The sequence below is a fragment of the Microcystis ichthyoblabe FBCC-A1114 genome (assembly GCF_050500245.1).
GTDB classification, from domain to species: Bacteria; Cyanobacteriota; Cyanobacteriia; order Cyanobacteriales; family Microcystaceae; genus Microcystis; species Microcystis ichthyoblabe_A.
Map to the genome: position 1 here is coordinate 1,444,075 of NZ_CP191408.1, position 15,274 is coordinate 1,459,348.

A 15,274-nucleotide genomic window follows, 5' to 3' on the forward strand; every position below is an offset into this window, starting at 1 on the left:
TCTCTTTTATAGGATTATAGAATTACCAAATATTATCAAGTTCTAAGACAAATTGAGATAAAATATTTTCCCCCGATAAACTCTCTGGATTAGTTAAAATTTCTACTGCCTGTCCTTGACGATAAATTTCTACTTCTCTAGTTTTTCTATTGATTAACCAACCTAAACAAGTCCCATTATCTAAATATTCCTGCATTTTTTTCCTAGCCGTTTCTAAGTTGTCACTAGGAGACATTAATTCAATGACAAAATCGGGAGATAGAGGTAAAAATCTTTCCTTTTGTTGCGGGGTTAAAGCTTGCCATTTTTCTAAAGGTATCCAAGCAGCATCGGGAGAGCGATCGGCCCCATTCGGTAGTTTAAATCCTCCAGAAGAATCAAAAACTACACCTAATTTATGTAGGTTATTCCATAACCATAATTGGGCAGTGATTCCAGCGTTAGAATTGCTGGTTTCTCCTCCAGTCGGTGGCATAATAATTAAATCTCCTTTTGGGTTGCGTTCCAAGCGTAAATCTCGGTTATCCTGACAAAGTTGAAAGAACTGTTCATCGCTGAGTTGAAACGAGTTAAATTTAACTTCTACTGTCATTATTATCCCCAACCTACTCTCGTCTAAAATTTATGGTAACGCCCTAGGGCAAGAGATGTTCCTGGATGAAATTAGTATAAACATCTCCGGCTAAAAAGGCGGGAGTTTCCAATATTTTACGATGGAAATCAATAGTTGTCGGTACTCCCGTGATCGCACATTCCCGCAGAGCGCGTTTCATGCGTTTAATCGCAGTTTCGCGATTTTCTCCCCAGACAATTAATTTCCCAATTAGGGAATCGTAATAGGGGGGGATTTCGTAATCGGTGTAAACGTGGGAATCCATGCGGACACCCGGACCACCGGGGGGCAGATAACCGCTAATTTTGCCGGGGTGAGGGCGAAAATTGTGATCGGGATCCTCGGCATTAATGCGACACTCGATCGAATGCCCTCTAAATATCACCTGATCTTGCTTAATTTGCAGTTTTTCGCCCTGTGCCACCAGAATTTGTTCTCGGATCAGGTCCATCCCCGTGATCATCTCCGTGACGGGGTGTTCCACCTGAATACGGGTGTTCATTTCCATGAAGTAAAAATTGCCCTGTTTATCGACTAAAAATTCCACAGTTCCCACCCCGACGTAATTAATCGATTTAGCGGCTTTAACAGCGGCATTACCCATTTTTGAGCGTAAATGGGGCGTTAAGAAGGTGCTGGGTGCCTCTTCTAGCAGTTTTTGGTGTCGTCGCTGAATCGAACAGTCTCTTTCTCCTAAATGGATCACGTTACCGTGACTATCGGCCAAAATCTGAAACTCGATATGTCGGGGACATTCGATAAATTTTTCTAGATATACTCCTGAATTGCCAAAAGCCGCTTCTGCTTCCCCTTGGGCGGCTTTTAACATATTACCTAGTTCATCTGCACTCTTGACAAGACGCATCCCACGCCCTCCACCGCCGGCGGTGGCTTTAATCAGGACAGGATAACCGATGTCATCAGCGATACGTTTTGCTTCCGCTTCTGAGGTAATTAAACCACCACTGCCGGGGATAGTGGGAACTCCCGCTTTTTGCATGGTTTTTTTAGCGGTAGATTTATCCCCCATAGCCAGAATAGCACTGGGAGACGGACCGATAAAAGTTAACTGATGATCGGCACAAATTTCGGCAAAGCGGGCGTTTTCTGCCAAAAAACCGTAACCGGGATGGATGGCCGTGGCGTTGCGTGTTAGGGCAGCCGAGATGATATTAGGGATATTTAGGTAACTTTTGCTGCTCGGAGGCGGACCAATACAAACACTCTCATCGGCCAATTGAACATGAAGGGCATGGCGATCGATGGTAGAGTGGACGGCAACGGTTCTAATGCCCAATTCTTCGCAACTATGAAGGATTCTTAAGGCGATTTCCCCGCGATTGGCGATTAATATCTTGGCAAACTGCATTGGACGACCACGAGATCAGGCTGGTGTGATAGGCGACTATTTAGTAGAATATCTGGTTTTGTTACCTTGGGGAAATCGGGCTGGCTGTTGGGAAGTGGGGAAGTGGGGTGTGGGGTGTGGGGTGTGGGGTGTGGGGTGTGGGGAGAAAAAATAAAAATAATCTCCTGACTCCTGACGGCTAAATTAACCGACTTCGTCTCCCTCCCCGGTCAAGATTGAAAGCGATAAGCTAGAGTGTGAGAAGTGAAAACCTTTTAATCTCGTTTCGCCCCTAGAGGATAATAGCTCGATGTTGCGAATTATCACAGAGCCATGGTCAGCCAGAACGGAACTGAGACGAATTCGGGAACGATTCGACGATCCGGAAATTCGGGAAAAAGAATCGCTTGTCCGAGAGATTATCGATCAGGTGCGACTTACTGGCGATCGCTCGTTGGTGGATTACACGGAAAAATTCTACCAACAGTCCCTTAATCTACAACAACTTAAGGTGAGTGGCTCGGAACTCGATGCTGCTTATCAACAGGTGTCCCAGGATTTATTAAATGCGATCGCTATTGCCTGTGCAAAAATGGAGGCTTTTCACCGTCAGCGTCTTCCCAAAGCTTGGGTGCAGTTTCCTGAGGATGGTACGGTTCGAGGGAAACGTTATCAACCGATTAACAGTGTGGGAATTGTCGTTCCCGATGGTAAACGAGCCTATCTCAGTTTATTGCTCCAACAGGCGATTCCTGCCAAAATAGCGGGGGTTAAACGGATTGTCATGGTGTCCCCCGCCGATGAGGATTTACGCATCCATCCGGCGATTTTAGTGGCAGCCCAATCGGTGGGTATTAGTGAGATTTATCGGGTGGCTGGACCACAGGCGATCGCCGCTTTAGCCTACGGGACAAAAACGATCGCTCCTGTGGAGATGATTGCCGGAATAGGTGATTTTTACACTAATTTGGCTAAAAAACTGGTTTCTGATCATGTAAAAATCGATTACCTCTCTATTACTTCTGATTTAGTTATTATTGCTGATAATCAAGCTAATCCTAGACAGTTGGCCCTAGATCTATTAGCGCAAGCGGAACAGTATTCCCTAGCGGCTGCGATTTTATTGACGACGGATAAGGCTTTGGCTTTAATAGTACAGGAAGAAGTACAAAAACAGTTACAGGTACATCCCCAGAGATTGTTAACGGAAAAAGCGATCGCTCATTATGGTTTAATCGTGGTGGTGGAATCATTGGAGAAAGCGATCGAATTATCGAATCTTTTTGCTCCCACCCATTTATCCTTAATGATCGATGAACCCTGGGAAAAGCTATCTTCTGTGAGACAATCGGGAACTATTCTCCTTGGTTCTACTACTCCAAAAGCGGTGGCTGATTATTTAGGTTGTCCCGTGGGAGTGGAAACTTTTCTCGATTCCGCCACTTTGATCGAATATCCCGCCGATTCCTTCGCCTCCATAGCCCACAATCTACAAATATTAGCGCAAGCAGAGGGCTTTACGGCAACGGATGAGGGCATAGAGTACCGAGGACAGGACAAAACCTAGAAAAAGTATGGTCTTGTGACATATTTTTTGATTCCCATATCCTTAATTTTTTTACCTTGCTGTTCTTCGAGATTACCACTTCCTTTTTTATCTAATATCTCCCCATAGATTGGGATGACTCTCTTGTCATAAATTAGACTCACCATTAAGATATTTATTGCTCCCCAACTCATCCGGTCTATGGCAATATCTACCAGGGTAAGCGCATCTTAACAATCCTTGACAAAATCAACTTTATATGGGTTGCTTACCCAGCAAAGCAAAGGATTAAGTCTCCATCACTACCACCGAATCACCACCTCTTAGTGAATAGTAAATACCAACGAGTGGAAACTTTTCGACGGAGTGAAAAGGGTTTATGGATTCTGCAAACCTATCAGCAAGAAAGTTTTAGTTTGCAGAGTATTAATCTGACGGCATCTTTTCGGGATTTATACGAGGATGTCACCCTAGAAACGGTTAATTATTCCGTGGAAGAAATAGAATAAATTATTGTTTTTTACCGGGGGGAATAAAACGGATTTCAATTCTGCGTCTGCTTGCATCTGCGTCACGATTAACTGCGGCTAATTTACCCGATGGGAGGTATAACTGTCCTGCGGAAAAAGCTCGAAATTTGACGTTTTTGAGTTTACCTGTGCTTTCGATTTCTTGCACTACTGCTAAAGCTCGCATTAATCCTAAATCAGTGTTAGAACCGGGTACGAGCATTTTAACAGATTGTTTTCTGCTGGCAACCGATTCGATATTTTTATCGAGATTACTTGTCTTTTGTATTCCCTGTCCGTCCGTGTGTCCAATTACTTGAATAAAGTCGATTTCTCTGTCTTTGGTAATGGTTTCGATAGCGGGAATAATGCGCTGACGAATATAGGTTTTTAAAGCGGGGTTTAATTCAGCACTTCCCGACTGAAATTTGAATTTTCCTGATTTTTCATCGATAACTATCGGGGTTGCTGTTTGCAGTTTTCGGTTAGCTTCCTCCAGTTTGCTGATGAGATTATAGGACTGAAAAAGTGCCAAGAGGAGAAATAAACTCAGAATCATGAAAGCATTGGACATTAAATCGGTAAATGCGGGATAAACATCCACCGATTTATCTTCATCCCGGTAGTAGGTACGTCTAGACATAATTGCTTAGAATTTGTTAGTGAAGTTATCAAATATAGTCTTAATCCCCTTCTCAACATCTTTTTGAGGAGGATTAGGGATTGTCTTAAAAAGTTCTTCCATCTCATCCTTAAGTTTTTCTATCTTATCCTTTAAGTTAGAAAATTCAGAAAGTTCTTCCATCTTATTATTTAAGTTAGAAAAGTCAGAACGCATATCGTTAATTTTCTCCAGTTCTGCTAAACATTTGTGAATTTCTCCATAAATATGTTCAATCATTTTCTGATTCGATTTATTTTCCTTAGCGATAACTTTCTCTAACTTATCTCGCAAAGATTCTAAGTTAGCAGTTAATTGACTGGTGTTGGTGTTCACCGCGTTAATTACTTGAGAAAAATCTGATTTAAGGCTGCCAAATTGATTGGCTGTTTTCTCAATAGATTGGGAAACTGCTTTTAATTGTTCTGAGTTCTTAGTTAATTTATCATCAACTACCATCCCTAAGTTATTGCTTAAAAGGTTTAACTCAGACTGTAAGCTTTCCTTGACTTGAGTAAGTTGCTCTGTCACTGTATCAATTAACTGAGACAGGTTAGCATTAGTCACATCGAGATTATTACTAGAGCGCTCAATCCCATGGGAAGCTGTGAGGATTTTATCGGAGGTTTGGGAGAGTCTTTCATCGAGACTATTGATAAGTTGGTTTCCTAATTGTTTCGACCCGGAGTTAAAGCTGTCTTGATAGGTTTTCACGGTTTCGATTAATTTTACTAATTCTCCCTGAATGTTAGATAACTTTTCTTGTTCGGTGACTAAGCGTTGCTGATTTTGTTCTAGGATTGTCTCAGATTTTTGATTCAAGTCAGTAATTTTTATTCCTAACTCAACCATAGTTGTCATGGAACGCTGGAAGTCTTGAGTTAAAGAAGCTAGAGATTGAGTTGATTGGTTTAAATCTGTAGTAGAATCGGCAAACTGTTGATGAGCAGTCATTAAATCTGCGGTTGCTTGCACTAACTTATCAGCAAATTGACTACTTTCGATTTTTTCGGAAGCTTCCAGAAAACCTAGCGCACTATTTTGTAATTTTTGAGAAGATTCTTGGATATTTAAATACACTTGTTCTGCTAAATCGTTAGCTCTTTTATTACTGCTGATAATCTCCCCGATATTCTGCTCTAGTATTGCAGTGGATTGAGAAAATCTCCCTTGGGTTTCTGCTAAACTAGCGGTAAACCTTTCGATATTACCAGAGAAGTTACTTTTTTCAATTAACTCTGATGCTTGTTTAAAAAGCAGTACACTATTTTTTAGTTCCTGAGAGGATTGTGTAAACTCTCGGTTTGCTTGCGTGATAATTGGTACTTGCTCGTTAAGTTCAAAAGCTGAACGCTGAAAAGTCGTCGCACCAGTAGATAAAGTTCCCGCAGTTTCAGTTAATCTTTCACAAACCTGGGTGACTAACTTAGCGGTTTCCTGATTACCATCAGCAATTTCTTTAGCAACTTCTCTTAAAGAAGATTCTAATACTCTCGTCACCTCAGTATGAAAGTTATTTAGAAATGTTTCCTGTTTCTCCACCATGCTATCAACCGCTTTATTCAAGCGACTATTCCCTTCTACAGTCGGCTGCAAGATATTATCTAAATAGTCTTCTAGGGAACTAATTAGATTTACTTTAGCAAGGTTGGTGTTAAAGATTAAGTTAATCACAGTCAGTAAAGAACTACAAGCTAAACCAATTAAGCTAGTGATAAAAGCAATCCCCATACTTTCTAGGGGAGTTTTGAGCTTTTCTCCTAAACTTTGCACATCGACATTATTAATATCGATAAGTGTGCTGATTCCCGTCAGATTGAGAGTAATTCCGAAGAAAGTTCCCAACAAACCAAAAGCGAGGAGGAGATTGGGTAACACTCTCACAAAATAATCCCATTTCTCGCAACTAAGAGATTTAGACATGAAAGTAAATTTTTCTTCATGGTATAAACTATCCACCAAAGCTGCGGTATTAACATCATCTAGTTGACGACTGGCTTTCTCAAATTTAATCTCTAGATTAGAGATAATTTTAGGTGAACCCTTGGGACTGTTTCGCGGAATTAAACCCTTGACTTTTTCGGTTGAATCTTGGAGATATTTATAGAGAGTCATCCGGATTCTCACAGCTAAGACGGTGGGAAAAATAACCAAGACTAGAGTTAAAACAATCAGATAGGGGGGAAAAAGGTTAAGTAATGCCATGATAGTTATTGGATACCTCGAATTGTGGTTGATAGAGAGAGTTGGGGGGTGAATGTTTCCTCAGATAGCTGGGGAAACATCATTAAGATTGCTCAATTTTATCATTCATCAGTAGTGCTAACCTCTGGGGGTAAACTGGGTTGACTAATGTTATTGTTTGTTCCCAGTAAAGTTTGTTGCTTTTGCTGTTGTCTTTCGAGTTTTTTCTGTTCAGCAGCACGTTTTTCTAGTTCCATTTTCAGTTGATTAACAAAACGGGTGATAATTCCTTCTTTTGCCTCCTGTTGAGCATTTCCATCTTGTCCAGCTACCTTATCTTTGTAGCGATAATTGGGGTGATAGGAGGGTAAATTTTTGACATTGTTGACAAAATCAATACAGTTCTGGCAATAATCACCCTCGTTAGTAGATAATCGAGAAGGATTAGCCAAAATCTCATTTTTTGCCTGATTAAGCAGTACCTGCAAAGCATTAATCATGTCCTTACGAGAAGCAAATTGTTCTAAAGCAAGTCGCCAATTACCGCTAATGTCAATGATGGACTTATTGTTAAATAAATCGCCTTCGATGACTAATTGATAAGTATCATCTTCCTCATCGTATTCTAGTAAACCGAGAGCAATTGCGGGATAGAAAATAAACTCTAATTCCTCAATTAATTTGGCAGGTGGTGGGATAATATCAGCAAAATCTATCCTGTAATCATTGTGTAAAATGCTTATTCTCTTTTGGTCTTGATAGATTTTTTGTAACCCAGATAAATCAGTAATGATTCTTAGGGGAAACCCACCAAACTCGTAGGTAATTAGGATTTCTTCGTCGGTTTGAATTGATTCAAAAGAAGTCCCCAGATTAATATTTAAATCAGATTCGAGAGTCTTCATGAATCTTTGCATGGTGGGTGAATTATCATCCTTAGTCCCAATTAGTAATGCTTTATCTGTATGCAAACGATAGTAAGCATCATTAACATTTATGGGTAACATTAAATCAGCTTCTCGCAGAATTTGCGCCAAGCGTTCAGGAAAATCATGGGGTTTATATTGACCCATAAATCGCTTAATTACTGCATCAATTTTATTAGTGCTTACTGATTGAAACTGTTTCTCTATTGTTGCTGTTAGAGTCTCTTTGAGAGTTTCATTGTCAATAACAAAAGATTGGCTAAATAAACTGAATAGTGAAGCATTATAGCCTAAATTATTGGTGACTTTTTGGCTAACGGAAATGTATTGAGTTCGGGAGTTACTGTCAGGGATACAGTTATCAATATTCTCCTCTGGGAAAATACCTTCCCCAGTCATCTCGTCGAGATTTAACTGCATTAACTCCTGTTCGTATTTATCGTATTCTGTGATTAGCTGATATAGGGATTCTTTCAGTTGTTGTATCTGCAGCATTCGACTAGAAATATGCTTGAGAATCGCTTCAACAATCTTTCTGGATTCCCCATTGATGCTGAAATTAAAGTTATGCTGAATTAATTTTTGTCCGCTTTGAACGTAGTCTCTTAACTCGGACTTGATTCTCTCACTATTGGCATTTTTATTGAACATCTTGAAGACAGACTTTTTCCCGTTTATATCTTCGAGAGTTTGTTTAACATTTCGCCAAATGTTATCAATTTTTTCCGAGGAATGAAACCCTTTATTATCCTGAGATAATTCCTCTAGATTCCCCTTGTAGGTATTAATCTGTACTTGTAAAGCGACCAAAAAAGATAGGCTATTTTCCAAAGAAAATTCTAAGCTATCAGGATTAAGAAGAATCTCCAAAAATTGGTCAATATCTGACTTAAATTTTTCGATTAATTTAGGTTGAGTTTGTTGGGTCAGAGTTAACCAGATTCCGCGACTGCTATCTGTTTCTCCCCCTTGTACTTTGCGAAACTCTTTTTCTAGGGATTGCTTGACGGTTTGGGGTAAATTCTCCAAATCTTGACTATTGGATATTTCTTCCTCTAGGGAATTTTTCCAAGAGGTTAAAGTCTTAGAAAAAGTTTTATTATTCTCTAGGGTTGCTTCTTCCAATCTGGCAGTAAAATAATCCTTATTACTTTGGGTACTCCAATTAGCTAGGAACTTACTTAATAACTCTTGTCCACTGGGACTTTGACCGTATCCCTCTAACCAAAATTTAATTAATTTGAGACTAAAACGATTGAGACCAATCTGCACAATTCGGTCGCGAGTAAAATAAATCCTCGCTAGTCCAAAGGAGATATAACCTTGACACATCTGAAAAGGATGATTATCTTTACGAATCATCGGGTCTTTATAGTTATCCCGATTTCTTTTGATGGGGAGAGATAACTCATCGGCAAAATCCAAGAAAATCTTGTAAGCAATGACATTACATAATTTAGCTTTGTTATTAATCTGGTAATCTCCCGAAGTGCGATTAGAAACTAAGTAGGCAAAATCAAAAGGAGAACGTTTTTCATCAATGTTGACGAAATTTTGTTTATCATAACAGGCTTGAAAGGAATTACTTTCATTGGTATAATGGTCTAACTCTTTCAAAGCTGCATAGGTATTAGCTCTCATAATTGCCCCATCACCATAAAGTTTAGGACTAATTACCAAATAACCAAAGGATGTATATTCGGTGGTTTGTTGTAAAATATGACGCAAAGTGTAGGCCACATCGAGGAAAATACCGCTACCAGTTCCCCCACACAAAGAACCGACAACAAAGACATTTAAACCCTCTTGGACATTAAAACTTTGACCGTTAACTTTACCGCTAAACATAAAGGATTCATGACCAGAAGTTCGTCTTTCCGCTGCTTCAATTGCCTCTTGAATTTTTTGATAGTTATGGAAGAAAGCTAAACGACCGACGGGACGAATACCTCCCGCACCATTTTCAATGGCAGTTATTTGTTTTTTTAGTCTTGGGTCTAACCAGCTTGCAATATGGGAAAAGGGACTTTCAAAAAGAGTTTTGTGTTCAAGTTCATAGGTGAGATTGTTAACATCCTGAGCATTCATATTAATGAATACTCTTTCAGCAGCTGATAAAAGAATTTCTTCTCCGTGATAGCTATTTCCTGTGGGTAAACCCGAACCATTGAAAGCGTTTTTGTCTGTGTCAATATGAACAAAACTGACAACGGGTAGGTTAGATAACTTCCCATACTTATCAATAATAAAGCGACGAATTCTCATTAACACATCTCGACCAGTACCACCTAATCCGATGATAACTGTCCGTTTGATAGCGCGGGTTTGACTGGTGTTAGCCATAGTTTAAATCTCCTGAGTTATTTTTTACTAATCTGAATTTGTAGGTCGAAATCTTGATGGTTATGGTGATAGGTTAAAGTCAGGTAATTTTTATCTATCTTCACCTCCTGAGTTAGTTGATTACCTCGATAAAAAATCTCTGCTTGTTTACTGGGTTTCAGATATAACTGATTGCCGCGTCTTTCTAAATAGCAGCGAATTTCTTCCCCTGCATGAGAAAAGGTATTCTTCTTATGTTCTTCACCACCGATGTTAATTCTTTCGGATGTTTTTAAAATATATTTTTGGGTTTCATCTTCATCATCATTAGAGGAGACTTCAATAGTCCAAGCAGTATTTAACAGCAACCAATGACGAATTCCCAAAATACTCGCTACTATTCCCCCAATTCCCATTAATGTAATTACCAATGCTGACAACCATAACTGACTCAAGAGATAAGGATTAATCAAACAGGTTTCTTGTCCTCCCGGTGCGGGAGTGCAAAACTCTTGTGCTGTGGGAGCAATATCGACAACTGATAGTTTATATTTATTGCCGTTAGTGGCGGTAATTTCTTGGGTTCTTAGATTAATTGGTAGGGAATTAAGCCAGTTTTGTCTCTCCAAACTTTCGGGAGCATCAGCAAGACGAAAAGGGCTATTTTTTGGGGTTTCTATCCACTGTTGGGAAGTAATTCCCGCAGCGGTAGAAAGGGGTGCATCGGTAATCCAAACTACCGACTGGGGTTTGATAGCTTGATTGGCAGTTAAACGACACTGATTTAAGCGTGCCAGTCGAGTATAAACGTGCCATTCTGCTCGCTGAATATCGGTATTTTTAGCACTTTGGCTAGATTGCCAGGGAATCGCTTTTAAAACCGCGTCTATATCTTCCTGACTCCGAATTAAAATCGGTTCTGCAATCGGTTGAACATTATCAGCAAAGGGGACTAAATAAACGGAATCGTTATTTTTTAAACTATCGCGAATAATTTGACCGAGGCGCGTGCGTCCTTCATCATTAAAGTTAACACTACCGGTAAGATCGATCGCTAGGATAACATCTCGTCCCTGCCAACGAGCCACCAAATCTAATCCCAGTTTTTGCCAATCGGTAAGCGGTTCCCCGGGGGATACCGTTAAACAGTCAGCACTTTTCATTTAGCCTCGTTCGAGAGTGAAAAATTGAGCTTATCCCTATCCTTGCCCCATTGTACTAAAAAATTAATACTTCTTAAAAGTTTTTTTCGCTTTTATTCTCGACTTGCCCTAGGTTATTGTCAATAGTAACCATAGAGTAAAATAAATTTTAAAGTTAAGCTGCCCGCGCATTTAAATTGCTTGTTGAGATAAGGCACTCTTGCAAGAGGCAACAGTAAAGGGATTGGGGGAGATTCAGAGGTTAAAATGGTTCCTAGTTTATCATCTAACCACCTAATCCTAATTCTCGTCTGAGCAATTGAATTGATTTATCCCCAATATAATTATCACTACAGATAATTTCTGGCAGACGAATTAAATCCGATCGCACTTCATTAATTAGATTTTTAATTAAAGTATAACTCGCTTGATCACTGATAATTGTCTGGGAAGTTCTGGCTAAAACTCTTAACTCATCCGTTTCATGAATTTGAGCGGACATAACTAATACATCACCCCGTAAACTATGAATTAAAATTTCGGCCACCTTAATAATACCGGTGCTAATACTGACAATCCCTAAACGGCTATCGGTGGGTAATTTTTTGATTAATGCCAATTCTTTGCTGTAATCGTAGATATCGATGGGAATAACTCGCAGGTGAAAAGGAGCGGCAATTTCCTCCGCTACACTGATAAAATAGCGACTGGTGACAACAGTGGCAGATTTAGTATTGGCTAAAACTTGGGCTAAATCCTCCATTGCCACTAATTGGACGGGAATTTTGAGGGATTGCTCTAATTCTCTCAACATTAGTTCTCCTGCACCCAAATCGTGACGGGGAATGGTGACAAGAACTTGAGAACGACACTGCGATCGCCAATCGATTTCCGCCAGTAATAACTCGCGAATTTGCTCTAGAGTTAAACCTTGAGCGAGAAAACTAGCCAAACTCTGGCTAATTAGTCGGCCTATTTCTGGATTTTGTTCCAATAGGGGCGAACCCAATAAATTATCGTTTTCATGTCCGCGAGCCTTGACATAAATCCCCGAACCTGCTATGGATTCCACTAACCCATCGTTTTCCAGTTGTTGATAAATTTTACTTATCGTATTACGGTGTAATCCCGTGATCATAGCTAGTTGACGGGTACTAGGTAAACGATGGCCCGGTGGATACTGACGAGAGGCGATAGCGAAGCGAATTTGGTCAAATAATTGCTTAGAGGCGGGGATTTCACTGTCTGGCTGGATTTGGAACTGCATCGGATCACTTCACTCACAAACTACTTTCGCTGATACCCATTCTATCATTAGACCCCCTGCAACAATCGGACATCTTCACCGATCTGAGGGGTTTCCGAGGCAGTATTCAGGAGCTAGAAGCAGAAAAAAACAAGATATTATTTATTTAAACTATAAAAGCTACTTTTTTGCTTAAAAATAGTTAAAACAATCATTTTAATCCGTCCCTGAAACCCCACTCATGGGGTAGATAGTCAACAGCTGATTAAGGTGATTGATCCTCGTGGAGAAGTTTTAAGCGATCGCTCAAGGTTTTGGTTAAGCGGACAGTTTCCCGTTTTAGCGAATTTTGTTGATAATCAAGCACATTAATCCCTTGACCGATGTTTACTGTCGCTTCGCTTCCCCATCCGGGGTAAGGCTGATTATAACTAATGCTTACAGGCAAAATCTTGATATCTGCATCGGGTTTGATGGTCTTAACTTCCAACGCGATCCGCGCTACCCCCGGTTTAAGAGGATGAACCACTCGATCGCGACAGATACCCCCTTCCGGAAAAATCGCCACCATTTCCCCTGCGGCCAAAAGTTCGACACTGTGGATCAGACTACCCATACCGGGGTGATCAGTGTTGACGGGAAAACCCCCCAAACGTTGGATAAACCAACCTTGTACCCCTTTCATCTCGTTAGCGGAAACCATAAAGCGCAAATCCCGTCCACTAACTAAACGTCCCACCGCGTAGGGTAAAATCAGTGCATCCCAACGGGACCGATGGGTAGGTGCCAAGATGACACCCCCCGTTAGGGGGATATTTTCCTGGCCCGTAACCGTTATTTTGCTGAAAAAAGCTGGTAAAACTAGATAATTTCCCAGAAAATAACAAAAGCGAATTAAACAGGGATTAATTCGGGAATTGACAGCAGGACTTTTTCTAATGGTGAGGGACTCGTCAACGATAGTGCTTTGAGACATCCGAAGTGTTAGGGAAGATCGAGACTTTCTGACCACTTCTACTTTAGTCTAGTTGTCTGGGGGGTCGCTATCTTGTCCTGACCAGTTCGGCAATTGTCTTGGGGGATTAATGGTTAGGATTGCGGTTCTACTCCCGATCCTACCGGTGCGATCGAGTTTAATTGCAAAGAGGGATGATCTTCTTTAACTTGCTGTAAATTCCACTCATTTTTGAATAATAAGACGGGACGACCCCAATAATCTTTGACAGTTAAAGTATTAAAGAGTTTACCTGCTTTTTCTAAAGCGGCCCAACCCCCGGCTACCCAACGGGCTAAACTATAGGCTAGGGGTTCGAGGGTAGTTTCGACTCCGTACTCGCTTAAAAGACGGAATTGCACCACTTCAAACTGTAATTGACCGACGGCGGCTAAAATCGGGTCGCGTTTAAATTCATCGATCGAGGATAATATCTGTACGGCCCCTTCTTCCTGTAATTCCGAGACTCCTTTTTGAAACTGTTTGAACTTGGAAGGGTTAGGATTTCTGAGATAGGCGAATAATTCCGGAGAAAAACAGGGAATACCTTCGTATTCGAGCTTTTTACCCATATAAATCGTATCACCGATCGCAAAGACCCCGGGGTTATTCAATCCGATCACATCTCCGGGATAAGCTTCTTCAATAACTGCGCGATCTTGGGCAAAAAGTTTCTGAGGACGGGATAAACGGATAGTTTTACCGGTTCTAGCGTGGTTTACTACCATATCCTTCTCGAATTTCCCCGTACATACCCGCACAAAGGCCACCCGGTCGCGATGTTTGGGATCCATGTTTGCTTGCAGTTTAAAGACAAAACCGGTGAAATCGGGATAGGTGGGATCAAGGACACCGAGGGAGGAATTGCGTCCTCTGGGTGGTAATCCATAGTCGAGGAAGGATTCTAGGAATAATTTCACCCCAAAATTGGTCATGGCGCTACCAAAAAAGATCGGGGTCATTTCTCCTGCGTGGACTGCTGGCAAATCCAATTCTGCACCCAATTCCGAGAGTAGTTCTATATCCTCTTTTAACTGGTAATACAGGTCTTTTTCGAGATAATCCTCAATTTTGGGGTCGCCAAGCTCGATCACGGTTTCCTGCGCCTCCTGAGAGCCGTGGGAGCGACGTTCAAACAGGTGTATGGTCTGGGTGGCTCGATCAAAAACTCCCCGAAAGCGATCGCCAATCCCGATCGGCCAATTGACGGGATAGGTCTGTAATCCTAATTCTCGCTCGATTTCGTCCAATAAATCCAGAGGTTCGCGGCCGGGGCGATCCATTTTGTTAACAAAGGTAAAGATGGGTAACTGCCGCAGTTTGCACACTTCAAAGAGTTTTCTCGTTTGGGGTTCCAAACCTTTGGCCGCGTCGATTAACATCACTGCATTATCGGCAGCGGCTAGGGTACGATAGGTATCTTCGCTAAAATCTTGGTGGCCGGGAGTATCGAGGAGATTAATCTGAAAATCACGATAATCGAACTGTAAAACCGTGGAAGTAATCGAAATTCCCCTTTGTTTTTCCATTTCCATCCAGTCGGAGGTGGCCTTGCGTTGGTCGCGTCTTGCTTTGACTGCACCCGCTTGATGGATTGCACCCCCGTATAGTAACAGTTTTTCGGTCAGGGTGGTCTTTCCCGCGTCAGGGTGGGAGATAATGGCAAAATTTCGCCGTTTTTCCAAGACAGCTTCGCTGGTTTCTAGTTCTTTTTCAATTTCGGTCGTCATTCTAATTTCGATCGCTTTCCTATCTTTCTATTCTAGTTTAGCTGGGGAGTTAG

At 41.1% G+C, this 15,274-nt stretch carries 10 protein-coding genes and 1 pseudogene; 2 read left to right on the forward strand and 9 right to left on the reverse strand.

The annotated features are described in order from the left end of the window. Window positions 1–22 precede the first annotated feature (22 nt). Together ACQY1Y_RS07125 and accC are read right to left on the reverse strand one after the other, a co-directional pair. The gene (locus ACQY1Y_RS07125) at window positions 23–592 is read right to left on the reverse strand and encodes a Uma2 family endonuclease (protein WP_430014262.1); all 570 of its coding nucleotides are present in this window, start codon (window positions 590–592) and stop codon (window positions 23–25) included. A 43-nt stretch (window positions 593–635) separates the two neighbouring features. Next, complete coding sequence (accC, locus tag ACQY1Y_RS07130) at window positions 636–1,982, reverse strand: acetyl-CoA carboxylase biotin carboxylase subunit (protein ID WP_430014263.1); 1,347 nt, start codon at window positions 1,980–1,982, stop codon at window positions 636–638. A 289-nt stretch (window positions 1,983–2,271) separates the two neighbouring features. Here accC and hisD point away from each other — a divergent pair, with 289 nt between their 5' ends. After that, on the forward strand, window positions 2,272–3,528 hold the full coding sequence (gene hisD, locus ACQY1Y_RS07135) for a histidinol dehydrogenase (RefSeq protein WP_002734219.1): 1,257 nt from the start codon (window positions 2,272–2,274) through the stop codon (window positions 3,526–3,528). A 296-nt stretch (window positions 3,529–3,824) separates the two neighbouring features. Further along, window positions 3,825–4,016, forward strand: a pseudogene (locus tag ACQY1Y_RS07140) (Uma2 family endonuclease); the annotation flags it as partial. A 1-nt stretch (window position 4,017) separates the two neighbouring features. Here ACQY1Y_RS07140 and ACQY1Y_RS07145 read toward each other — a convergent pair. The 7 genes from ACQY1Y_RS07145 to prfC all read right to left on the reverse strand — a co-directional run bounded on the left by ACQY1Y_RS07145 (window position 4,018) and on the right by prfC (window position 15,221). Further along, entirely contained in the window at window positions 4,018–4,659 is a 642-nt protein-coding gene (locus ACQY1Y_RS07145; protein ID WP_002777405.1) for an OmpA family protein, read from the reverse strand. A gap of 6 nt (window positions 4,660–4,665) precedes the next feature. Then, window positions 4,666–6,882 (reverse strand): methyl-accepting chemotaxis protein, encoded by a 2,217-nt coding sequence (locus ACQY1Y_RS07150; RefSeq protein ID WP_430014264.1) that lies wholly within the window; start codon window positions 6,880–6,882, stop codon window positions 4,666–4,668. Between the two features lie 101 nt (window positions 6,883–6,983). After that, window positions 6,984–10,130 carry a tubulin-like doman-containing protein gene (locus ACQY1Y_RS07155; protein ID WP_430014265.1) on the reverse strand — a complete coding sequence of 1,049 codons (3,147 nt, stop codon included), beginning with the start codon at window positions 10,128–10,130 and terminating at the stop codon, window positions 6,984–6,986. Between the two features lie 17 nt (window positions 10,131–10,147). Further along, the gene (locus ACQY1Y_RS07160) at window positions 10,148–11,272 is read right to left on the reverse strand and encodes a vWA domain-containing protein (RefSeq protein WP_430014266.1); all 1,125 of its coding nucleotides are present in this window, start codon (window positions 11,270–11,272) and stop codon (window positions 10,148–10,150) included. 265 nt (window positions 11,273–11,537) lie between these two features. Continuing rightward, window positions 11,538–12,518: a GntR family transcriptional regulator gene (locus ACQY1Y_RS07165; protein WP_002733506.1), complete on the reverse strand. Its 981-nt coding sequence runs from the start codon at window positions 12,516–12,518 to the stop codon at window positions 11,538–11,540. A gap of 244 nt (window positions 12,519–12,762) precedes the next feature. Further along, entirely contained in the window at window positions 12,763–13,473 is a 711-nt protein-coding gene (locus ACQY1Y_RS07170) for a lysophospholipid acyltransferase family protein (RefSeq protein WP_024971105.1), read from the reverse strand. A gap of 113 nt (window positions 13,474–13,586) precedes the next feature. Next, window positions 13,587–15,221, reverse strand: a complete 1,635-nt coding sequence (gene prfC, locus ACQY1Y_RS07175) for a peptide chain release factor 3 (RefSeq protein ID WP_002732604.1) — start codon at window positions 15,219–15,221, stop codon at window positions 13,587–13,589. Window positions 15,222–15,274: the final 53 nt, after the last annotated feature.